This window comes from Ferrimonas pelagia, assembly GCF_039543565.1.
Taxonomy (GTDB): Bacteria; Pseudomonadota; Gammaproteobacteria; order Enterobacterales; family Shewanellaceae; genus Ferrimonas; species Ferrimonas pelagia.
Window position 1 is genome coordinate 16,187 of sequence record NZ_BAABJZ010000078.1, and the last position, 20,530, is coordinate 36,716.

The window sequence follows — 20,530 nt, forward strand, 5'->3', positions numbered from 1 at the left end:
TGTCGCTTTGAGGGGCGCTCAGCGCAACGACTGTTGTGATTTATGTCACGGTGAGCGCGGCGGGCGCAGCTTGTGAGGGCGTCTCAAAACTCAAGGGGCGGCGCTGGTCGATTTTGTCGGCAGATCCGGTATAGCCAGCAGGCACATCGCGCGCTTGGCGGGATTACCTTGGCCCTGCTGGATAGGGATGCTTATAATGGCGCTGATTTAGTATGGGAAAGCGAAACCAGAGCGGATATGAAATACATCGAAATTGACGACGAACTGTATCAGCACATAGCCAGTAACACCCAGCAGATCGGCGAAAGCGCCTCTGACATTCTGCGACGTTTACTGGGCTTTGAGAGCGGCACCCACGCACAGCAGCAGACGGTGATCATCAGTCAACCGGGACTGGAGGCGAAGAGCAGTGCGCCTAAGCCGGCCCGCGCCAAAGCGCAGGCGGTGCGCTCGGCGGTGGCGGAAGCCGGTGTCTTTGAAGAGTTGCTGGACGATCCCCTGCTGAAAAAGCAGAAGGGCGCCGTTGGTCGTTTTGTCTATCTGCTGGATTGCTTGTACCGTCAATACCCGTCGGCGTTTAAGCTGGTGCTGGAGATCCGGGGGCGTGACCGGTTGTACTTCTCGACCGGGAAAGAGGCGCTACTCAATGCCAGCAAGACCGCAAACCCGAAGCAGATCGGCAGCAGCCCGTTCTGGGTCTCGGCCAACAATAACACCCGTAAAAAGCAGGCTATTCTTGAAGAGGTGCTGGTTGAGCTCGGCTGTGCATCTGAGCTAGCAACGCAGATCTCCGAACGAATTTAATCTTTTTATCAAGGACGACCTATGAGTCTTCATCCGCGTGCGGGCACTCGTGCCCGCTTTGACGATCTGGTGGACATTCCGCACCTGATCAGCTGTTACTACACCCAAGCTCCACGGGTTGAGCGGGCCGCTGAGCGGGTCAGCTTTGGCACCTCCGGCCACCGGGGAACGGCATTGTCCCGCAGCTTTAACGAGCAGCACATTCTCGCCATCACCCAAGCGGTGGTGGATCATCGCCAGGCGGCGGGGATCCATGGACCGATGCTGTTGGGTTTTGATACCCATGCATTGAGTCAGCCGGCATTCTACAGCGCGATCGAGGTGCTGGTTGCCAACGGCGTTCGGGTGCTGATCCAGCAAGACCATGGCTTTTTGCCCACGCCGGTCCTCTCCAATGGTGTGATCCAATACAACCGCCATCACGCAGAGCTGGCGGATGGCTTGATCCTGACGCCCAGCCATAACCCGCCGCAGGACGGGGGGATCAAATACAACCCGCCTCATGGTGGCCCCGCAGATACGGATGTGACCGACTTCGTCGCTGAGCGTGCCAACGCCTATCTGGCGGCCGGTCTCGAAGGCGTACGCCGGGTCAATCGTGATGTGGCGGAAGCGACGGGCTTGATCGAATCGGTTGATCTGATCGGGCAGTACATCGAAGGGCTAGGGAAAGTGGTGGATATGGATGCCATCGCCAAGTCCGGTTTGCGTTTGGGCGTCGATCCCATGGGCGGCGCAGCCGTCTCGGTTTGGTCGCGGATCGGCCAGCGTTATGGCCTGGATCTGACCGTCACCAATCAGGCGGTGGACGCGGCCTTTGGTTTTATGGCGTTGGATAAAGACGGCAAGATCCGCATGGACTGCTCCTCTTCCGCGGCAATGTCGCCACTGTTGGCCCTGAAAGACCAATACGATCTGGCCTTGGCCAACGATCCGGACGCCGACCGCCATGGGATCGTGTGCCGTGACGGTGGCCTGATGAACCCGAACCACTACCTGGCGGTTGCCATCGACTACCTGATGGGTCACCGACTGGGTTGGGGGACCGATCTGGCCGTGGGCAAAACCCTGGTATCCAGTGCCATGATCGACAAGGTCGTCGATATGCACCAGCGAACGCTGATGGAAGTACCGGTAGGGTTTAAGTGGTTTGTCGACGGCATGGCCAGCGGCGAGTTGGTGTTCGGTGGTGAAGAGAGCGCCGGCGCCAGTTTCCTCGATTTCGAGGGCGAAGCGTTCTCCACCGACAAAGACGGCTTTATCCTGTGCCTGTTGGCGGCGGAGATCCAAGCCGTGACCGGCCGCTCTCCTGCTGCGAGCTATCAGGTTCTGGAGCAACAGTTTGGCCAGCACCACTATCGTCGTATCGATGCCCCGGCCAATGACAAGGTTAAGGCCGCGCTGAAAGCCCTAACGCCGGAGGCGATGACCTCGGACGAGCTGGCGGGCGACCCGATCAAAGCGGTCCTGACCTGTGCGCCTGGCAACGGCGCCAAGATCGGTGGATTGAAAGTGGTGACCGACGCCGGTTGGTTTGCCGCGCGCCCATCCGGCACCGAGGCGATCTATAAGATCTACGCAGAGAGCAGCCGCAGCGAAGCCCATCTGCAGCAACTGCTGGACGATGCGCAGTTGCTGGTGAATGCGATCACCCAATAATCGCACCGCGCGTACGATGGACGGTCCTCAGAGAGGGCCGTTTTTTTGCCTTAACGCAAATGATGACGACAGGATTGCATTTATGTTGTTTTTTTTGCGCGGGGGCAAAATAAAAATATCCCTCTTAATTAGTGGCTTGCGCCAACTTGTAACTTTTCCTCAAACTATCCACAGGCCTTCCCCAGAGTTGTACGTTGTCGCCGACCGCGGCTGTCGCTAGCTTGAGCCGTCCAAGAAGCACAATAAACCACAGAGAGCGTGGCATGAACGAGCAGTGGCTTGGGCAGTTGATCGAGGGGGCATATGACGCCGCCGTTGACGGACTTTGGTATGAGTGGCTGGATTGGCTGCGCCGTTCACTCGGCGCCTCGGGAGGCGTATTGGCGCATCTGGGCACGGCCGGTTTGCCCGTGAAAAGCTTGCCGATCGCCTGTGGCTCGGATCTGTGTTCGAACTTGGTCGGAACCTATGTCGAGCGACGCAGCCAAGATCCCTGGTATCGTCAGGCCCGACGTCAGCGCAATAACGTGGTCTTACTCGACGCCCGCACCCGTCGGGCGCGGGCCCGAGGCGAGCTATCCGGCGTCTTCGAGGGGTGGAAATGCCACTATCACACCGGTGCCGTGCTGTCGTCAGAGCAGGGACATTACCTGCTGAGCTTGCACCGAGAGCCGGGTCAAAGTGACTTTAATGCCGAGCAGATCCGCATGTTGGATCAGATCAACCAGCATCTGCGCCAAGCATTGGCCTTGACCCCGTTCCTGTACGAGAGGGTTGAGCAGCGGTTGCACCGCTGTCGACTCGATGAGCGAGAGCAGCCGCAAGCCGTGGTGCGGGAAAATGGGGTACCCGCCTTCGTGAACGATGCGATGGCGGCGTATCTGCGCGGACAGGGGCATGCGTTTCGTTTCCATCATGGTCGCTTATGCGGTCGGAAACCTTTGTTGGATCGGCTGCTGCAGCAAGCGCAGCAGCAGGCCTGCCAAGGGCAAACCGGTGTGTGCCGCCTGCCGTTGGAGCACGGCGCGCTGTCGGTCAGTCCTCTGCCGGAGGAGGTTTTGCCACGGGCGGCACTGTGGCAGATCCAGCACGCGTAATGGCGAAGGGCAAAGCGTGCGGCGTAAACAGCAACGCACTGAGTAAAAAATGGGCAGTGAGAAAAAAAGACGCTTGAATTCCGATTGAGCGTCCCCATCTAACTGGGGACACTAATTTTTGTTCGAGATTTCAGGAGACAAGCATGTCCGTGCAGCAAGAAACCCACGGTTTCCAAACTGAAGTTGCCCAGCTGTTGAAGTTGGTGACCCACTCTCTTTACTCCAATAAAGAGATCTTCCTGCGTGAACTGGTATCTAACGCCGCCGATGCCGCTGATAAGTTACGCTACAAGGCCCTGTCCAATGCCGATCTGTACGACGGTGATGGCGAGTTGCGCGTGCGTTTGTCGTTTGATAAAGACGCCGGAACCCTGACGATCGCCGATAACGGCATCGGCATGACCCGCGATGAGGTGATCGAGCACCTGGGCACCATCGCCAAGTCCGGCACAGCGGACTTTTTCTCCAATCTGTCCGGCGATGCGGCCAAAGACTCCCAGCTGATCGGCCAGTTTGGTGTTGGTTTCTACTCCGCCTTTATCGTTGCCGATAAAGTGACGGTCCGCTCTCGTGCCGCCGGGTTTGGTGCCGATGCTGGCGTACAGTGGGAGTCCGCCGGTGAGGGCGACTTTACCGTTGAGAACATCGACAAGTCGCAGCGTGGCACCGAGATCATCCTGCACCTGCGTGACGATGAAAAAGAGTTTCTGGATGAGTGGCGACTGAAACAGATCGTCACCAAGTATTCCGATCACATCTCCATTCCTGTGGAGATGTGGCAAGAAGGCACACCGGAGCGTGAAGAGAATGGCGAGACCATTTCGGCGACCGAAGGCCTGTGGCAGGCGGTGAACAAGGCGACGGCGCTGTGGACTCTGTCCAAATCTGAGATCTCCGACGAGGACTACAAAGAGTTCTATAAGCACGTGGCGCATGACTGGGAAGATCCGCTGCTGTGGAGCCACAACAAGGTGGAAGGCAAGCAGGAGTACACCAGCCTGCTGTACATCCCCGGCAAGGCGCCGTTTGACATGTGGAACCGCGACAGCAAGCACGGCTTAAAGCTGTACGTGCAGCGCGTGTTTATTATGGACGAGGCCGAGCAGTTCCTGCCTCAATACCTGCGCTTCGTCAAAGGTTTGATCGACTCTAACGATCTGCCGCTGAACGTCTCCCGTGAATTGTTGCAAGACAACAAGGTGACCCAGTCGCTGCGCACGGCGTTGACCAAGCGTGTATTGGGCATGCTGGACAAGCTGGGCCGTAACCACGAAGAGAAGTATCAGCAGTTCTGGTCTGCCTTTGGCAACGTGCTCAAGGAAGGCCCGGCGGAGGACATGGGCAACAAAGAAGCGATCGGCAAATTGCTGCGTTTTGCTTCAACCCACAACGACTCCAATGTGGAGAACGTGTCCTTGGCGCAGTACATCGAGCGCATGAAGGAAGGTCAGGACAAGATCTACTACATTGTGGCCGACAGCTACGGCGCGGCGAAGAACAGCCCGCACCTGGAGCTGCTGCGTAAGAAGGGCATCGAAGTGCTGCTGCTGTCCGAGCGCATCGATGAGTGGTTGGTGAGCCACTTCACTGAATTTGATGGCAAACAGCTGGTGTCCGTGACCCGTGGCGATCTGGGTCTGGACGACTTGTCTGACGAAGAGAAGGCTGAGCAGGAGAAGCAGGCCGAGCAAAGCAAGCCGCTACTGGAGCGTTTCACCACCGCCTTGGGCGATAAAGTGAAAGACGTGAAGGTATCGCAGCGCTTGACCGACTCTCCAGCCTGTATCGTGGCGGACGAGAACGACATGTCCAGCCAGATGATCAAGCTGATGCAGCAGGCGGGCCAGGAAGTGCCTCAGGTGAAGCCGATCTTTGAGTTGAATCTCGAGCACCCGCTGGTCGCTAAACTGAGCGACGAGCAGGATGAGCAACGCTTCGATCAGTGGGCTAACCTGCTATTGGCGCAAGCGACCTTGGCCGAGCGTGGCAGCTTGGAGGATCCCTCCGAGTTCGTCACTCAGCTGAACAGCCTATGGTTGGAATTGAGCCGCTAAAACGGTTTGTCAGCCCCGCCCATGGCGGGGCTGAAATTTAAGAAAAGCGTGGTATCGAATGCAACAAGCGCAAGAATTTATCCTTGAAGTGAGTGCCCAAAACGTCCAGCAAGTGGTGGAAGCCTCCATGCGCCTGCCGGTGGTCCTCAATTTCTACTCGGCTCAGGTGCCGGAATGCCAGGGCGTGATGCAAACCCTCAGCGCAGAAGCGCAAGGGCGTCAGGGGCAATTTGTCCTGGCCAATGTGAATTGTGACAGTGAGATGGAGTTGGCGCAGTACTTTCGCATTCAGGCGTTGCCAACGGTGATGATCTTGTCTCAGGGCCAGCCGGTCGACGGCTTTGCTGGCCCGCAAGAGCCAGCGATGATCCGTCAGGTGCTGGAGAAGCACTTGCCCAAAGCTTGGCAGTTGAAGTTGACCGAGGCTCAGCCGCTGTTGGAGCAGGGGGCGTTTGATCAGGCCCTGCCGCTGCTGCGTGAGGCCATCGCCGAAGACACGAATGGGGAAACCCAGCTGGCTTTGGCGCAATGTCTGCTTGGACTAAAGCGTGCGGACGAGGCGGAAGCGGTCCTCACTCAAGTAGGCTTGGCTGATCAGGACGGACGTTATCAAAGCCTGATGTCGCAGTTGGAGCTGCTCAAGGAGTCGGCGGATACGCCGGAGATCCGCACCTTGCAGCAACAGATCCAGCAACGTCCAGACGATCAGGCATTGGTGGTGGAGCTCGCGGTGCAGCTGCATCAAGCTGGGCGCAATGAGGAAGCGTTAGAAGCCCTGATGGGGCTGTTGCTGAAGCAGATGGACGCGGCAGACGGCGAGGCGCGCAAGACATTTCTGGATATTGTCAAAGCCCTTGGCGGTGCCGATCCGGTCGCCAGTCGCTATCGTCGCCAGTTTTATAGCCTGCTTTACTGATCAACACGGCGGAATTGAGCTGATCGATGGGAATTCCACCAAAGACCAATGGTCTTTCACTTCACATGCCCGTTAGGCTATGCCAAGATCCGCTGGTTAAAATTTAATTAAAGTCGGGAGAAAGACGCATGCGCATTATTTTGCTGGGTGCCCCCGGTGCCGGTAAAGGCACTCAGGCCCAATTCATCATGGAGAAATACGGTATCCCGCAGATCTCCACGGGTGATATGCTGCGCGCCGCTATCAAAGCCGGCACACCGCTGGGTATGGAAGCGAAGAAAGTGATGGACGCAGGTCAACTGGTGTCTGACGACATCATCATTGGCTTGGTGAAAGAGCGTATCGCACAGGAAGACTGCAAAGGCGGTTTCTTGCTGGACGGTTTCCCACGTACCATTCCTCAAGCCGAGGCGATGGTTGAGAACGGCGTTGCGGTTGATCACGTGATCGAGATCGACGTGCCGGACGAAAACATCGTGGCTCGCATGAGCGGTCGTCGCGTTCACCCAGGCTCTGGCCGGACTTACCACGTCACCTTTAACGCCCCTAAGGTGGAAGGTAAAGACGACGTGACCGGCGAAGATCTGGTGATCCGTGCTGATGACGAAGAAAGCACCGTGCGTAAGCGTCTGGGCGTATACCACGCACAGACCAAGCCGCTGGTGGATTTCTACACTGCCGCTGCCGCGCGTGGTGACAACCAGTACCACAAGATGGACGGCACCAAGGTCGTTGCTGACGTATCCGCTGAGATCGCAGTCCTGCTGGGCTAAACCGTATCTCAGTCATTAAAGCCCCGCTGGACTTGGTCCAGCGGGGCTTTTTCGTTGTACGCGGGAAAGGCTATGGCTTTAGCACGAGGGGCGGGCGCTCAAACGCGACACCGTCCCAGCCGGTGCGGATAAAGTTGCGAATGTTCTGATGATCGTCGCCATCCGGGTTACCCAGCACATCCTTGCGATAGTAGCGGCCAAAACAGGCCAGGGTTTGTGCCACGGTCAGTTGATGCAGTTGGCCAAAGCTTAAGATCTTGGCGGAGCCTGCGTTGGTGCCGGCGTCGTTATCGGCACTGCCGTTACGAAATGCGCTGGGCCGGTAGTCATAGTGCTGATCGATGACTGACATCACCTGTTCAAACTCGACGTGCTCGGGCTGCTGTTGCAGCTGCGCTAGCAGTTGTTGTAGGGCATTCATTGTTTTGATTATTCCGTCTATCAGTGGCTATGCACCGGCATTGTTACTCTGCCCGCTGAGATTGTCCAATGGGTGGTTTTGGGTCTGTTGATAAGATGGGCGCTAAAGCGGACCGGTTGAGAAATAGACGTCCTCCCTCTGGCTGTTTGGATTGATGGCGATGGCTTGCTTGACGTTGTGCTTGCCTTTTCACCTCCTTCGGCGTGATCGGAGATAGCGTGATCCTCGCCCTGTCACCGGAAGTGAACCAATGTTAGTCTTGCTGCGTAATTACTGAATTTCAACAGGCAGTTAATGGATATGACTCAACCTCGTTACGGTGTGCTTTTGGTGAATCTCGGCACCCCCTGTCAGCCGACCCCGAAGTGTGTGAAATGTTTCCTTGGCGACTTTTTGTCCGATGAGCGGGTGGTGGATCTGCCCCGTTGGCAGTGGATGCCTATCTTGCATGGGGTGATCCTCAATGTCCGGCCCAAGCGGGTGGCCAAGGCGTATCAAAGTATCTGGTCTGAGGGGGGCTCGCCGCTGAAGGTGTACAGCTTGGCGCAGCAGGCGGCGCTGCAGCAGTTGCTGCACGAGCGCTTAGGCGAAACCATTCCGGTCGAGCTGGGCATGACTTATTGCAAACCGAGCCTGCGCACCGGCCTGGATAAGCTGGAGCAGGCGGGGGTCGAACGGGTGATCGTGCTGCCACTGTTTCCCCAGTATTCCTGCTCCACCACCGGGGCGGTGGTCGATGGTTTGGCCAAGACGCTCAAGCAGAAACGCTCGATGCCGGAGTATCGTTTGATCCGCGATTATCACGACAATCCCAGCTATCTGCAGGCGCTGGCGGACAGCGTGCAGCGCAGTTGGGATGCGAATGGCCGTAGCGAGAAATTGCTGATCTCGTTCCACGGCATTCCTCAGCGTTATGTGGATGAGGGCGATCTGTATCGCGATCACTGCGCGGTGACCGCGCAGGGGATAGCCGAGCGTCTGGGTCTGAGTGACGACGAGTGGATCTTCTGTTTCCAATCGCGCTTTGGCAGAGAGCCTTGGCTCCAGCCCTATTTTGATGAAACGCTGGAGGCGTTGCCGGGGCAGGGCGTTAAGTCGGTGGGTGTGATCAGTCCCGCCTTCTCGGTCGATTGCCTGGAAACGCTAGAAGAGCTGGCGATTGAAGGCAAACACGCCTTTTTGGCAGCGGGCGGCGATGCCTATCACTTTGTGCCCTGTCTGAATGCCGAGCCTGCCCATATCGCCATGATGGCGGATCTGGTTCAGCAGCACGCGGGTGAGTGGGGCCGTGCCGTTCAAACCGGCGAGATCGACGCGGCTTAGTCTGTCACCGCGGGCGCGCTTGGTGCCCGCAGTGAGATTCACTTGCTGACGGTGGCGCAGGTTTGATGATTGGCGGCGGCTTCGTAGCTTAAGCCGGGTGCTTGCACAGAGGTGACGCAGAAGGTGAAGTCACCGCTGCTTTCGCGGCTGCGGCGCGAGTAGAACTGGGCCGTACCGGAATTGTCAGTGCTTCTTTGCGTGTCTCCGTCGGTCACCAGCCCCTGCCATTGGCCGGTGACAATGGCATTGCTGACGGCTTCGCCCAGATCGTTGTGTACCCGCACCTGTGCTTGGGCTTGGGTGCCACGGCGATTCATTTGGAGGGTGAGCTCGGCCACGGACACGGAGAGAGCGACACTGTCATCGCCGCCATCACTACCATCACCGCCATCGCCGCCACCATTGTTGACGGTGATCTGACACGCTTCGCCCGCTTCAAATCGCACGTTTCGAAAACCCGCCAGCAGTGGCTCGCCCGGGTAGATCAACTGGCCTGCCCAGCTGTAGGCGGTGTTGTCGACCGGCCAGAGGTTCATCATGATCTTCTGGGTACTGTCGGTGACTTTGGGGGTGGGATCGCGCCGGCTATCAAACACCTGATACACCGGGGCGCCATCGACGTACCAGCTGATCCCGGTTGAGGTCCATTTGAAGCCGTAGTCGTGAAACGCTTCAGCGGCGTCGAATGGCAGCGCCACCAGGTATTCGTGGCTGTTGGCGTAGGCGTCATCATTGGTCCAGAAATTCGCCTGGAAGTAGCTGGTCTGATCGCCCACAAACTCGATGTCGATCTCACTGTGGCGGCCGTTGCCACCGCTGGGGGTGTCATGGGGGCCGGTGAAGGTAAAGAAAGCGGTGATCACCCCATCCTGAGAGACGGGCTGCATCTCGACCTGATAGCAGCCATAGCCATAGTAGTCATTGCTGCGGATCTCGCCTGAGGTGTAGGCCATGCCTAAGCTTTCGGTGTCATCGAGGATCAGTGTCATGCCTTCGTCGCCAAACAGGACGTGATCGGCCGCCCAGGCGACATCGAACGGTGAGCCATTGCTCCAGCCATCGGCCAGGCTCCAGCGTTGGCTGTCCAGTGTCGTCAACGGATCAGAAAAGCTGGCGGCTGAGCTGGGAGGTGGGGTGTGTTTCGGCGCGGCGATTAAGGCGCTACTGATCAACAGCAGGCTCCAGGCAAGGTGTCGCATAAGGCTCTCCCAATCGATAAGCAGAGTGGGGCGGCAAAATCCGTTTCAAACGCGCCACAGATGAGCGAGCCGAAAGTATAGAAGGCGAAATGCAAACGATTGGATCTTTGGCTGGCGTTACGGCGCGCGCTTGTCGATATGATGCCGTTGCATCCATTGGCAGATGGCTTGAGCAAAGGAAACGGCGTGGAGTCCATCGCCATGTAAACACAAGGTTTGCGCCTTGACGCTGACCCAGCTGCCGTCACACGCTTGAACGCGCTGGTAGCACACCATCTGTTCCAGTTGCTGCAGGCATTTGAGTGGATCGGTGATCAGCGCATCCGCACTTTGCCGAGGCACCAGCGCGCCATCCGGCCGGTAGCGGCGATCGGCAAAGACTTCTTGGATGACCGTGAGATCTGCCGCTTGGGCAAGATCGACCAGCGGGCTCTTGGCCAATACATACACTTTGAGCGTGGGATCAAACCCTTTCACGGCATCGACCAGCGCGGCGGCGCAGTTGGGATCGCGCGCGGACTGGTTATACAGCGCACCATGCAGTTTGACATGATGCAGTCGGCCGCCTTGGCGTTCGGTAATGGTTGCCAGTTGCTCGATCTGGCGACTGATCAAGGTGAACAGCTCTTGCCGTGACAGCCAGATCTCGCGGCGACCAAAATGGCTGGGATCGGCAAAGCCGGGATGGGCGCCGATGGCGATCTGATGCTCTAATGCCAGCGCGACGGTGGCGCTCATGGTCTCTTCGTTGCCCGCGTGCGCGCCGCAGGCGATATTGGCGGAGGTGATCATGGGCATTAATGCCTGATCCTGGCCGCAGCCTTCGCCCAAATCGCAATTCAAATCCAGGGTTTTCATGAGATCTTCACCGTGTTGTTGCTGTTGTATTCCAGCAGCGTCTTGCGGCGAAAGCCAGACGCTGCAGTCGATATTGTTGCTCGGCCAGCATGCGCTGTGCTTGATCCAGTTTACAGCAAACCAAGCGCAGTGATTGGCCCGGTGCCAATTGGGCCAACAGGGGCAGATCGGCCGCGGCGATCTGCGCCAGTTGGTTGTAGCCGCCCGTCGGCTGGCTGTCGGCCATCAACACGATGGGCTGGCCACCACGTGGTAACTGGATGGTGCCGGCTTGCACTGGCTCGGACAGGCCGTCATTGCTGGCGTTGGCGTTGGCAAGCGGCGATCCATCGAGCCGGAAGCCCATGCGATCGGAGCGGGGATCGATCCGCCATTCGCTTTGATAGAGTGGATGGTCCTCCGCGGCCAATTGGGGCAGGGCGGCGACGGTTTTGATCTGGTCCGGCGATTCGGTCGCCAGCCCTAACCAACTGGCGCAATAACCGGGCGCGGATCGGTCGCTGGCGGCGATAGGCAGCCGGTCGCCCGCGCGCAGCGCACGGCCATGCCAGCCGCCGATCTGGCTATTAAGTTGAGTACTGACGCTGCCGAGTACCGCGGCCACCTTCAAGCCGCCTTTGATGGCCAGGTAACAGCGGCAGCCGATCCGGGCTCGGCCCAGTTTTAGGGTTTGTCCCGCCTGCACGGTGATCGCCTGGCCGACGGTGACCGCTTCGCCGTCCAGCTCTGCGTCCATGATGGCGCCTGATAGAGCAAAGACACTGTCGCAGTCAAATCTGAGTTGCGGCCCGAGCAGGGTGCACTCCAGCAGTGGGGTATTGGCGGGCTGATCCAGCAGCAGGTTGGCGGCGCTGGCCGCCAGTGGATCCATTGCGCCGCTGCGCGAAAAGCCCATCGCGGCCATGCCTGTACGGCCGAGATCCTGGACGGTGGTAAGCAGGCCGGGCTTGATCACGTCCAGCATGGCGAGGCCTCTTGCAGTTGGGCGTATTGGGCTGGGCTGATCGCTTCAAACTTCAGCCGATCGCCGGCTTGCAGCCAAGTCGGTGGGCTCTGGCTTAGATCGAGCAGCGGCTGGGGCGAGCGGCCGATGATCTGCCAGCCGCCAGGGGTGGCGCTGGGGTAGAGCCCGGTTTGAGCGCCGCCAATGGCGACGGCCCCAGCGGGGATCTCAGTGCGTGGCTGAGCGCGGCGCGGAGTCGCGAGGGTGGGATCCAAGCCGGACAGGTAAGCAAAACCGGGGCTGAAACCCAAAAAGCAGACTCGGTATGTTGGCTGGCAATGGCGGGCGACGACCTCTTCCGGCGGCAGTTCGCAGTGGCTGGCGACCTCGATGAGATCGTCCCCCAGCTCATAGCAGACCGGCAGAGTGCGCAGCCGACCGTGCTCGACGCGGGGTTTGCGCCAGAGTTTCTCTTTTTGGCGTAACCACTGTGCCAGCATGGGGGCGTGTAAAGGGGGCCGGGCAGGATCGCTGTACACCGCCAGGCAGTGATAGGTTGGTACGCATTCCTGCAGTCCCGGCCACTGGCGCAGGAGCGCCGCAATGGCGTGGATCTGGGCCTGGGTGACCGGGCAGATCTGGGCCGGCCAACGCAGGACCAAGGCGGTTTCCGTTAGTGGCTCAATGGTAAAGGGCAAGCTCATGTGGCGGACAAGTCAGCAACCGTGAACAATACTGTAACAGTGACATGGCCAAGCCGACAGGGTAAATGGCCTGATCGCACACAGTTTTGCAGAGATGGAGCGGCGTTGTTGGCTGGCATTGTGGATCCGTTGTGATAAAATCCCGCGCCACTGTCGACGGCTTTCGTCTTATCACCTGCGCAGGATGCGAAAGGGTGGCCATTCTACTGCATGGAACGAGCACACAACGCTGAAGTGATCCCAGCATGAAATTTCCCGGTCAACGCAAGTCCAAGCACTACTTTCCAGTGGAATCCCGCGATCCGCTCACCAATGAGCTGAACCCGGTGATCCAGCCAAAGCACACGCATGTCACCGGCATCGATCAGACCCTGGTGGACATCGAGGCGCACATTGATGAAGCCTTTATTGCCCGTCATGGCCTGGTGAAAGGGAACTCCATGCTGATCGATGATGCGGCCGCCCATGCTCTGTACGAAGAGCTGCAGCAGCATGATCTGATCACCGAAGAGTTTGCCGGCGGCACCATTGGCAACACCCTGCATAACTACTCCACTCTGGCGGACGACCGCTCGGTGATGTTTGGGGTGATGAGCCGCAACATTCATATCGGCAGCTACGCCTACCGTTACCTGTGTAACACCTCCAGCCGGGTTGATCTGAATCACCTGCAGCCGGTTGATGGCCCGATCGGGCGTTGCTTTACCCTGATCACCGAGTGCGGCGAGCGTACCTTTGCCATCTCCAAAGGCTGCATGGATAAGCTGGAATCCCAGTTTGTTGATGAAACCCTGGTCAAAACCGCGTCGGCATTGGTGTTGACCGCCTACCTGATGCGGGCGGGGGATGATCCGATCACTGAAGCGGCGATGACGGCGATTGGTTATGCCCGCGATGGCGGTGTCCCTGTGGTACTGACGCTGGGCACCCGTTTCTTGATCGAGCAGGATCCTAAGTGGTGGCAGGAGTTTATCGCTGAGCATGTGACTGTGCTGGCGATGAATGAAGAGGAAGCCGAGGCCCTGACCGGTGAGGCCGATCCGCTGCTGGCGTGTGATAAGGCGCTGGAGTGGTGTGATCTGATCCTGTGCACCGCCGGTGCGACCGGGCTATACACCGCCGGCTGGGCGGACGAAGAGTTCAAACGGGAAACCAGCCACATGCTGCTGCCGGGCGCCATCGGTGAGTTCAACCGCTATGAATTCAGCCGACCTGTGCGTAAATCCGACTGTGAGCAGCCTTTCAAGGCCTACTCGCACATCGCACCGTTTATGGGCGGACCGGAGAAGATCAGCAACACCAATGGCGCCGGCGATGGTGCACTGGCGGCGTTGTTGCACGACATGTCGGCCAATGATTACCATCGATTGAACCTGCCCAATTCGAGCAAGCATCGTTACACCGGCCTGTGCTACTCGTCGTTCGCGCAGATCTGTAAATACGCCAACCGGGTGAGCTACGAAGTGCTGGCTCAGCACAGCCCGCGCTTGTCACGCGGTCTGCCCGAGCGGGAAGACAGCTTGGAAGAAGCGTACTGGGAGCGTTAAGCCCAGCTCGCGACTCAGGATCCGCCCGCCGAGTGCTCAGCACCGGCGGGCGTTGTTGTTTTAGGCGCTGCTGTTATTGTTGCGGCCCAGGATCCGCTCGCCGAGTGCTTTGCACCGGCGGGCGTTGTTGTTTTAGGCGTCGCTGTTATCGATGGGTTGGAGATCGGCGGGCATGAGATCGTCGTGCCAATGTTGTGCCAAAAAGTCGATGAACGCGCGCACTCGGGCTTGCTGGTAGCTGCGCGACAGGTACACCGCCCACAGGGCCTGAGTACTGAGCTGGTATTGCGGCAGCACCCGCACCAATAGACCTTGGTCTAGCAATGGATTGGCGAGATCGCAGGGCAGCGCCGCGATCCCCTGGTGGGCCAGTGCAGCGTTCTTCAGCGTCGCCAGCTCATTGGCCTTGATGTGGCCGCGCACCTCGATCGGGATCGGCTGTTGCTCGCGAAACAGGGTCCAGCGAGATCGTTCCAGATGCACCAGGCAGCTGTGGCCCAGCAGGTGTAGCGGTTCGCTGGGGGTACCGGCCCGGTGTAGGTAGTCGGGGCTGGCACACAGGACCGAACCGATGCTCATCAGCCGGCGGGCGATCAGGTGCTCATCGGGTTGATGGCTGTAGCGCAGGGCCAGATCCAACCGCTGCTCAGCGAGTGGGGCGTAACGATCAGACAAGACTAAATCAAAATCGATCTCAGGGTACTGCTGGTTAAAGCGGGCGATCGCCTGCATCAACAGGCCCTGCGCCAAGCCAACCGGCGCTGCGATACGGATAGCGCCGCGCAGGATCACCCGACTGTCCTGCATATCCAGTTTGAGTGCCGCCTGCTGGCTGAGTATCGGCTCGAAGTGACGTAAGGCACGCTCGCCCTCTTCGGTCAGGCTCAAGCTTCGGGTCGTGCGGTGCAGCAGACGCACCTGCAACCAATCTTCCAGGCTTTTGACTTGGCGGGATACTTGCAATCGACTGCGGCCCAAGGCGTCAGCGGCCCGGCTGAAGCTGCCGCGGTCGACCACGGTCACAAACGCCTGAATGGCATCGAGTCGGTCCATTGTGTCTCCGTATGATGCAAATTGTATCTTTTGTACGAATTTATCGTTGCTAGGCGAGCAAGTACAGTGTCGTTCAATGTGTTTTGCCGATGACGGATCCGATATGAGCGATGCAGCCAACACCATTCTTGAATTTATTCAATCCACCGATGTGCAGTATCTGGCGACTATAGGTCTGGATGGCCGACCGAAATTGCGGCCCGTGCAGATGGTCTATGCCGAGGGGGGCGTTCCTGTGTATTGCACCGGTACCGGCAAGGCGATGTATCAGGAGTTGATGGCCAACCCGGAGATCGAGTTATGCGTCTGCCAGCAACATCGCTGGGTTCGGCTCAGCGGTCGGGTACGTTGGTTGGAGGATCGGCAGGTAAAGCAGAACATCATTGAGCGTAACGCGCTGGTGGCTTCCATCTATCACAGCGCCGACAACCCCTTGCTGGCAGCATTTGGCTTTGAACGTGCCGAAGCGACCTTGGTGGACTTGACCGACAGCGTGGCCCGACGGGCTCCAGAGGTGGTGCAGCTATGTTAAGCCAACAGGAGCGTTTGCTGGACCGTTTATTGGATCAGCTACTGGCGGAGCGCCGAGAACGACGAGCGCCAGAATGGGATCGACAGCAAAAAGCGGATGTGTTCCGCGCGCTCTGCAATGTGCGCCCGGCCCAACCCGCCGCGCCGGAGTTGCTGGCGGATCAAGACGCCTATCTGCAGCTGTTGTTGCAGGCGCGGGGCACGGTCGCGGCGGACAGCCTAACTTGGCACGGTGGCATTGCCCTGTGGCAAGGCGACATTACCCGACTGGCAGTGGATGGGGTTGTTAACGCCGGTAACGATGCCCTGTTGGGCTGTTTTCAGCCACTGCACCGCTGCATTGATAACGCCATCCATACCTTTGCTGGCGTGCAGTTGCGCTGGGCCTGCCAGCAGGCGATGCAAGGAGGACGTTTGGCTACTGGAGAGGTGGTGATGACCGACGCCTATAACCTGCCCAGTCGCCATGTGTTACATACGGTGGGGCCTATCGTCCGTCATGGCCAACCGACGGAGGCGCAACAGCAGCAGTTGGCCGCGTGTTACCGCAACTGTCTGGACAAGGCGCAGCAGGCTGGGCTGAGCACCTTGGCCTTTTGTTGTCTGTCGACCGGCGAATTTGGCTACCCACAGCAGGCGGCCGCGCAGATCGCCATCGACACGGTGCAGCGCTGGTTGGCTGAGGAACGTCAGCACTCACTGCGCGTGGTGTTTAATGTATTTACCGATGCAGACTGGAGGATCTATGAACAACGTTTGCCACAGTGAGGCGCAGTTCGACACAGCAAAGCGCTGGCTAGAGCAGGCGGATGCCGTGCTCATTGGCGCGGGCGCCGGTTTTTCCACGGCAGCGGGTTTGCAGTATGGTGGTGCGCGCTTTACCCGATATTTCGCCGATATTCAGGCCAAGTATGGCCTGACAGATATGTATTCGACGGCGTTTTACCCGTTTGCGACGCCGGAACTCACCTGGGGGTACTGGTGCCGTCATATCTTGGTCAATCGCTATGAGCAACCAGGGCAGGCACTCTATGCTCAGCTCAAGCAGCGCATGCAGGGGCTGCCGCATCATGTGATCACCACCAATGCGGACGGTCTGTTCGCCAAGGGAGGATTTGCGGCCGAGCAGATATTCTCGGTGCAGGGCGATTACGGCAAATTTCAGTGCGCGCAGCCGTGTCATGACACATTGTATGACAATGAGCAGGCGGTGCGGACGATGGTGGCGGCGTGCCAAGACGGCCAGATCCCAACCGAGTTGATCCCCCAGTGTCCTCGCTGCGGCGGCCCGATGGCGGTTAACGTGCGCAAGGATAGCCGTTTTGTGCAGGACAATGTTTGGTACCGTCAGCACGATGCATACCTGGACTTTGTCCAGCGTTATCAGCACCAGCGCCTAGTTTTGATTGAGCTTGGGATCGGCTTCAATACACCATCAATCATCAAGTATCCATTTGACGCCATGGTGCAACATTGGCCGCAGGCGCGTTTGTTGCGGGTTAATCTGGATAGGGCCGAGGCTGAGCGCAATTCAAATGCGCACACCCGACATTGGGTGGGTGACGCACAGGATTGGCTTGCCCGGTTGGCCTGATCTTGGAGCGGAGCGCGAGGCGCAGCTGCGTTGGAATTCTGCGGCTGCGCAAAAGTTCTGCGAAGGGCGCGGGGCCCGTGAAAAGCGATAGTGCAAACGCGAGCGATTGTGCTAGACTCGCCCGCTCGTTTTCCGGCAGTGTATTTGCCGGTAATTCGCCACCCAAGGATTGTGCCATAGTGGCCGGTGGTGCCAATGGTATGGATGCTGCAGCTTCAGCGGATCCTGAGATGAAATTTCCCGGTCAACGCAAGCATAAACATTACTTTCCGGTCGACGCTCGCGATCTGCGCGCGAAAGAGCTCAGCGCCATGAGTCGGCCCCAGCGTACCCATATCTGTGGTATTGCTCAGACCCTGGTCGATATCGAAGCGCACGTTGATGATGAGCTGCTGGCTCGTCATAACCTGGTCAAAGGCAACTCGCTGTTGATCAGCGATGAAGCGGCGCACATCCTCTATGCCGAACTCAAGCAGCGCGCTCTGATCAAAGAGGAGCATGCGGGCGGCACCATAGGTAACACCCTGCATAACTTTGCCACCCTCTCCGATGAACGTGCGGTGTTGTTTGCGGTGATGGAGAAGCAGATTGAGATCGGCTCCTACGCCTACAAATATCTGAGCTACACCTCCTCCAAGGTGGATGTGAACCAGCTGCAGCCGGTGGATGGCCCAATCGGTCGTTGCTTTACCCTGATCACCCCTTGCGGTGAGCGCAGCTTTGCCATCTCCAAAGGGGCGATGGACAAGCTGGAGCCGGCGTCGATCAAGCCTGAGCTGATTAAGACCGCCGGTGCGCTGGTGTTTGCTTCCTATCTGATGCGCAGTGCCGACGGCGATAACATCGATCAGGCTGCCCTGCGTGCCATGGCCGTTGCCCATGAGGCCAATGTACCGGTAGTGCTGACCCTGGGGACCCGTTTCTTAATCGAGCAGGATCCGCAGTTTTGGCGCGACTTTATCGCCGAGCACGTGACCGTGCTTGCGATGAATGAAGAGGAAGCCGAGGCATTGACCGGTGAATCCGACCCACTCAAGGCCAGTGAGATCGCGCTGCAGTGGTGTGACATGGTGTTGTGTACTGCCGGGCCGGAAGGGCTGTATATGGCAGGCTACTGCGATAGCGCAGAGCTGCGTGAAACTGAGCATGAACTGCGCAGCGGTAGCATCGGTGAGTTCAACCAGTACGAATTCTCCCGTCCGATGCGGCAGCAAGACTGCGTCGATCCGGTGAAGGTCTACTCCTACATCGCGCCCTATCTGGGCGGCCCGGTGGAGATCCTTAACACCAATGGCGCCGGTGATGGTGCCTTGGCGGCTGTGTTGCATGATATGGCGGCGAATCGCTATCACAAGGTGAACGTGCCGAGCTCGTGCAAGCATTCGGTCTCGGCGCTGACCTACTCGTCGTTCTCGCAGATCTGTAAGTACGCCAACCGGGTGAGCTACGAGGTGTTGATCCAGCACAGCCCGCGCCTGTCCCGCGGCTTGCCAGAGCGGGAAGAGAGCCTGGAAGAGGGCTACTGGGACCGCTAGGTCTGGGCTCGGTACGCTTTATCGCAGTGAAAAAACCGCCCTCGGGCGGTTTTTTACGTTTGGGGCAAAAAGCCTGCAGTCACCCGCCAAGATCTTGCCTAATGCGCTGTACATGGTACTTTTCCTGCACTAACTCAATTGGGACTCAATTAAGATGCCAAAGGCCAGTGAAATCAAAAAAGCCGCCGCCATTGAACACAATGGCAAAGTCTACTTCGTCAAAGACATCGCTAAGTTGACGCCGAGCGGTCGCGCCGGTGCCAGCCTGTACCGCATGCGTTTGTACGATGTGGCGACCGGCAACAAAGCCGACGAGAGCTTTAAAGCGGATGAGATGATCAACCTGGCGGACGTCAGTCGTCATCAGGTGTCGTTCTCCTACGTGGATGGCGACGAGTACGTCTTTATGGATAACGAAGACTACACCCCGTACAACTTCAACAAAGAGGCGATCGCGGAAGAGCTGCAGTTCATCACCGAAGAGACCCAAGGTCTGCAGGTGGTTACCGTGGACGGCGCGCCAGTGGCGATTGAATTGCCGGGTAACGTTGAGTTGTTGATCGTTGAGACCGATCCTTCCATTAAGGGCGCGTCAGCGACCTCTCGTACTAAGCCAGCAACCTTGACCACGGGTCTGGTCGTGCAGGTACCTGAGTACATCGCCAGCGGCGAGAAGATCAAGGTCAGCACCACTGAGTCTAAGTTTATGGGCCGCGCAGACTCCAAGTGAGTCCGGGGGGCGATCCCGATACCGCTGTCCAGCCTCGCTGAGCAAAGCCCGGTCCGATGTGATCGGGCTTTTTGTTGGGTTCGCTTGCCGTCAGCGCAGCGAATGCCAAGACCTGCGTTAAAAATCGCGGCGATCTTCACAGTCGGTTGGCGGAAAATGGACAATACTTGCTGGATTCTGGCATTATGCCGCGCTTATCCGCTTTGCCCGTGCAAAGCTGACCAAATTGAGAGAAAGGTATCAAGATGAGTGGTTTGCCGAACTGCCCTAAATGCAACTCCGAATACACCTACGAAGATGGCATGATGTTTGTCTGTCCTGAGTGTGCGCACGAGTGGTCCAAGGACGCTTCTGCCGACGCGGAAGACGAAGACACGAAGGTTGTCCGTGATGCCGTAGGCAACATCCTGCAGGATGGCGATACTGTCACCATTGCCAAGGATCTGAAGATCAAGGGCTCCAACTCCGTGGTGAAGGTCGGTACTAAGGTGCAGAACATTCGCCTGGTGGATGGCGATCACGACATCGATGGCAAGGTTCCGGGTTTCGGCCCTATGGGTCTGAAATCTCAGTTCGTGAAAAAAGTGGGTGCCGAGCAGCAGGTCTAATCTGCTCTAGGATCACAAAAACGCCCTGGTTCGTTACGAGCCAGGGCGTTTTTTTTGGGTGTGCCAGGCATGGCACGCAGTGCCTTGACGGGCACTGTTCCGGTTCGCGTGGTGGCGATCGGATGACTTGGTGGTGAAAGTCCACTGCTGGCCCGGTAAGGGGAACAGCTAGCTGAACGGC

The 20,530-nt window shown here is 58.3% G+C and carries 20 protein-coding genes; 14 read left to right on the plus strand and 6 right to left on the minus strand.

The genetic code is table 11. The features are described 5' to 3' along the window. The first annotated feature begins 237 nt into the window (after positions 1-237). The 6 genes from seqA to adk all read left to right on the plus strand — a co-directional run bounded on the left by seqA (position 238) and on the right by adk (position 7,303). Positions 238-804, plus strand: a complete 567-nt coding sequence (seqA, locus tag ABEA08_RS11880) for a replication initiation negative regulator SeqA (RefSeq protein WP_345335531.1) — start codon at positions 238-240, stop codon at positions 802-804. 21 nt (positions 805-825) lie between these two features. Then, positions 826-2,463 carry a phosphoglucomutase (alpha-D-glucose-1,6-bisphosphate-dependent) gene (gene pgm, locus ABEA08_RS11885; RefSeq protein WP_345335532.1) on the plus strand — a complete coding sequence of 546 codons (1,638 nt, stop codon included), beginning with the start codon at positions 826-828 and terminating at the stop codon, positions 2,461-2,463. A 263-nt stretch (positions 2,464-2,726) separates the two neighbouring features. After that, the gene (locus tag ABEA08_RS11890) at positions 2,727-3,560 is read left to right on the plus strand and encodes a hypothetical protein (RefSeq protein ID WP_345335533.1); all 834 of its coding nucleotides are present in this window, start codon (positions 2,727-2,729) and stop codon (positions 3,558-3,560) included. A 143-nt stretch (positions 3,561-3,703) separates the two neighbouring features. Further along, positions 3,704-5,614: a molecular chaperone HtpG gene (gene htpG, locus ABEA08_RS11895; RefSeq protein WP_345335534.1), complete on the plus strand. Its 1,911-nt coding sequence runs from the start codon at positions 3,704-3,706 to the stop codon at positions 5,612-5,614. A gap of 58 nt (positions 5,615-5,672) precedes the next feature. Next, complete coding sequence (locus ABEA08_RS11900; protein ID WP_345335535.1) at positions 5,673-6,530, plus strand: co-chaperone YbbN; 858 nt, start codon at positions 5,673-5,675, stop codon at positions 6,528-6,530. Positions 6,531-6,658: 128 nt separating this feature from the next. Further along, positions 6,659-7,303, plus strand: a complete 645-nt coding sequence (gene adk, locus ABEA08_RS11905; RefSeq protein WP_345335536.1) for an adenylate kinase — start codon at positions 6,659-6,661, stop codon at positions 7,301-7,303. Positions 7,304-7,373: 70 nt separating this feature from the next. Here adk and ABEA08_RS11910 read toward each other — a convergent pair whose 3' ends face one another. Next, positions 7,374-7,724, minus strand: a complete 351-nt coding sequence (locus ABEA08_RS11910; protein WP_345335537.1) for a HopJ type III effector protein — start codon at positions 7,722-7,724, stop codon at positions 7,374-7,376. A gap of 294 nt (positions 7,725-8,018) precedes the next feature. On the opposite strand from ABEA08_RS11910, the gene hemH reads away from it, so the two are divergent. Beyond that, positions 8,019-9,047: a ferrochelatase gene (gene hemH, locus ABEA08_RS11915; RefSeq protein WP_425557362.1), complete on the plus strand. Its 1,029-nt coding sequence runs from the start codon at positions 8,019-8,021 to the stop codon at positions 9,045-9,047. A gap of 38 nt (positions 9,048-9,085) precedes the next feature. Here hemH and ABEA08_RS11920 read toward each other — a convergent pair whose 3' ends face one another. The 4 genes from ABEA08_RS11920 to pxpB form a co-directional block, all read right to left on the minus strand. Next, positions 9,086-10,246 carry a family 16 glycosylhydrolase gene (locus ABEA08_RS11920; RefSeq protein WP_345335540.1) on the minus strand — a complete coding sequence of 387 codons (1,161 nt, stop codon included), beginning with the start codon at positions 10,244-10,246 and terminating at the stop codon, positions 9,086-9,088. A gap of 117 nt (positions 10,247-10,363) precedes the next feature. After that, complete coding sequence (gene pxpA, locus ABEA08_RS11925; RefSeq protein WP_345335541.1) at positions 10,364-11,104, minus strand: 5-oxoprolinase subunit PxpA; 741 nt, start codon at positions 11,102-11,104, stop codon at positions 10,364-10,366. 7 nt (positions 11,105-11,111) lie between these two features. Continuing rightward, on the minus strand, positions 11,112-12,068 hold the full coding sequence (locus tag ABEA08_RS11930) for a 5-oxoprolinase subunit C family protein (RefSeq protein ID WP_345335542.1): 957 nt from the start codon (positions 12,066-12,068) through the stop codon (positions 11,112-11,114). Next, positions 12,056-12,751 (minus strand): 5-oxoprolinase subunit PxpB, encoded by a 696-nt coding sequence (pxpB, locus tag ABEA08_RS11935; protein WP_345335543.1) that lies wholly within the window; start codon positions 12,749-12,751, stop codon positions 12,056-12,058. The genes ABEA08_RS11930 and pxpB overlap by 13 nt, the downstream gene beginning before the upstream one ends. A 245-nt stretch (positions 12,752-12,996) precedes the next feature. On the opposite strand from pxpB, the gene ABEA08_RS11940 reads away from it, so the two are divergent. Further along, positions 12,997-14,298 (plus strand): inosine/guanosine kinase, encoded by a 1,302-nt coding sequence (locus tag ABEA08_RS11940; protein WP_345335544.1) that lies wholly within the window; start codon positions 12,997-12,999, stop codon positions 14,296-14,298. A 132-nt stretch (positions 14,299-14,430) separates the two neighbouring features. Here ABEA08_RS11940 and ABEA08_RS11945 read toward each other — a convergent pair whose 3' ends face one another. Continuing rightward, the gene (locus ABEA08_RS11945; RefSeq protein ID WP_345335545.1) at positions 14,431-15,351 is read right to left on the minus strand and encodes a LysR family transcriptional regulator; all 921 of its coding nucleotides are present in this window, start codon (positions 15,349-15,351) and stop codon (positions 14,431-14,433) included. Positions 15,352-15,454: 103 nt separating this feature from the next. On the opposite strand from ABEA08_RS11945, the gene ABEA08_RS11950 reads away from it, so the two are divergent. The 6 genes from ABEA08_RS11950 to ABEA08_RS11975 all read left to right on the plus strand — a co-directional run bounded on the left by ABEA08_RS11950 (position 15,455) and on the right by ABEA08_RS11975 (position 20,349). Further along, positions 15,455-15,883 (plus strand): pyridoxamine 5'-phosphate oxidase family protein, encoded by a 429-nt coding sequence (locus tag ABEA08_RS11950; RefSeq protein ID WP_345335546.1) that lies wholly within the window; start codon positions 15,455-15,457, stop codon positions 15,881-15,883. Continuing rightward, the gene (locus ABEA08_RS11955) at positions 15,877-16,650 is read left to right on the plus strand and encodes a protein-ADP-ribose hydrolase (protein ID WP_345335547.1); all 774 of its coding nucleotides are present in this window, start codon (positions 15,877-15,879) and stop codon (positions 16,648-16,650) included. The genes ABEA08_RS11950 and ABEA08_RS11955 overlap by 7 nt, the downstream gene beginning before the upstream one ends. Further along, entirely contained in the window at positions 16,628-17,476 is an 849-nt protein-coding gene (locus ABEA08_RS11960; protein ID WP_345335548.1) for an SIR2 family NAD-dependent protein deacylase, read from the plus strand. The genes ABEA08_RS11955 and ABEA08_RS11960 overlap by 23 nt, the downstream gene beginning before the upstream one ends. 230 nt (positions 17,477-17,706) lie before the next feature. Then, positions 17,707-19,011 (plus strand): inosine/guanosine kinase, encoded by a 1,305-nt coding sequence (locus ABEA08_RS11965; RefSeq protein WP_345335549.1) that lies wholly within the window; start codon positions 17,707-17,709, stop codon positions 19,009-19,011. A gap of 154 nt (positions 19,012-19,165) precedes the next feature. Beyond that, positions 19,166-19,741, plus strand: coding sequence for an elongation factor P-like protein EfpL (gene efpL, locus ABEA08_RS11970; RefSeq protein WP_345335550.1), 576 nt, complete (start codon positions 19,166-19,168; stop codon positions 19,739-19,741). A gap of 245 nt (positions 19,742-19,986) precedes the next feature. Next, positions 19,987-20,349, plus strand: a complete 363-nt coding sequence (locus ABEA08_RS11975) for a zinc ribbon domain-containing protein YjdM (RefSeq protein ID WP_345335551.1) — start codon at positions 19,987-19,989, stop codon at positions 20,347-20,349. The last annotated feature ends 181 nt before the right edge of the window (positions 20,350-20,530 follow it).

Excerpts from the sequence above, each read along its gene's own strand:
- seqA (WP_345335531.1), top strand. The coding sequence starts at position 238 with ATGAAATACATCGAAATTGACGACGAACTGTATCAGCACATAGCCAGT.
- pgm (WP_345335532.1), top strand. The coding sequence starts at position 826 with ATGAGTCTTCATCCGCGTGCGGGCACTCGTGCCCGCTTTGACGATCTG.
- ABEA08_RS11890 (WP_345335533.1), top strand. The coding sequence starts at position 2,727 with ATGAACGAGCAGTGGCTTGGGCAGTTGATCGAGGGGGCATATGACGCC.
- htpG (WP_345335534.1), top strand. The coding sequence starts at position 3,704 with ATGTCCGTGCAGCAAGAAACCCACGGTTTCCAAACTGAAGTTGCCCAG.
- ABEA08_RS11900 (WP_345335535.1), top strand. The coding sequence starts at position 5,673 with ATGCAACAAGCGCAAGAATTTATCCTTGAAGTGAGTGCCCAAAACGTC.
- adk (WP_345335536.1), top strand. The coding sequence starts at position 6,659 with ATGCGCATTATTTTGCTGGGTGCCCCCGGTGCCGGTAAAGGCACTCAG.
- ABEA08_RS11910 (WP_345335537.1), bottom strand. The coding sequence starts at position 7,724 with ATGAATGCCCTACAACAACTGCTAGCGCAGCTGCAACAGCAGCCCGAG.
- hemH (WP_425557362.1), top strand. The coding sequence starts at position 8,019 with ATGGATATGACTCAACCTCGTTACGGTGTGCTTTTGGTGAATCTCGGC.
- ABEA08_RS11920 (WP_345335540.1), bottom strand. The coding sequence starts at position 10,246 with ATGCGACACCTTGCCTGGAGCCTGCTGTTGATCAGTAGCGCCTTAATC.
- pxpA (WP_345335541.1), bottom strand. The coding sequence starts at position 11,104 with ATGAAAACCCTGGATTTGAATTGCGATTTGGGCGAAGGCTGCGGCCAG.
- ABEA08_RS11930 (WP_345335542.1), bottom strand. The coding sequence starts at position 12,068 with ATGCTGGACGTGATCAAGCCCGGCCTGCTTACCACCGTCCAGGATCTC.
- pxpB (WP_345335543.1), bottom strand. The coding sequence starts at position 12,751 with ATGAGCTTGCCCTTTACCATTGAGCCACTAACGGAAACCGCCTTGGTC.
- ABEA08_RS11940 (WP_345335544.1), top strand. The coding sequence starts at position 12,997 with ATGAAATTTCCCGGTCAACGCAAGTCCAAGCACTACTTTCCAGTGGAA.
- ABEA08_RS11945 (WP_345335545.1), bottom strand. The coding sequence starts at position 15,351 with ATGGACCGACTCGATGCCATTCAGGCGTTTGTGACCGTGGTCGACCGC.
- ABEA08_RS11950 (WP_345335546.1), top strand. The coding sequence starts at position 15,455 with ATGAGCGATGCAGCCAACACCATTCTTGAATTTATTCAATCCACCGAT.
- ABEA08_RS11955 (WP_345335547.1), top strand. The coding sequence starts at position 15,877 with ATGTTAAGCCAACAGGAGCGTTTGCTGGACCGTTTATTGGATCAGCTA.
- ABEA08_RS11960 (WP_345335548.1), top strand. The coding sequence starts at position 16,628 with ATGAACAACGTTTGCCACAGTGAGGCGCAGTTCGACACAGCAAAGCGC.
- ABEA08_RS11965 (WP_345335549.1), top strand. The coding sequence starts at position 17,707 with ATGAAATTTCCCGGTCAACGCAAGCATAAACATTACTTTCCGGTCGAC.
- efpL (WP_345335550.1), top strand. The coding sequence starts at position 19,166 with ATGCCAAAGGCCAGTGAAATCAAAAAAGCCGCCGCCATTGAACACAAT.
- ABEA08_RS11975 (WP_345335551.1), top strand. The coding sequence starts at position 19,987 with ATGAGTGGTTTGCCGAACTGCCCTAAATGCAACTCCGAATACACCTAC.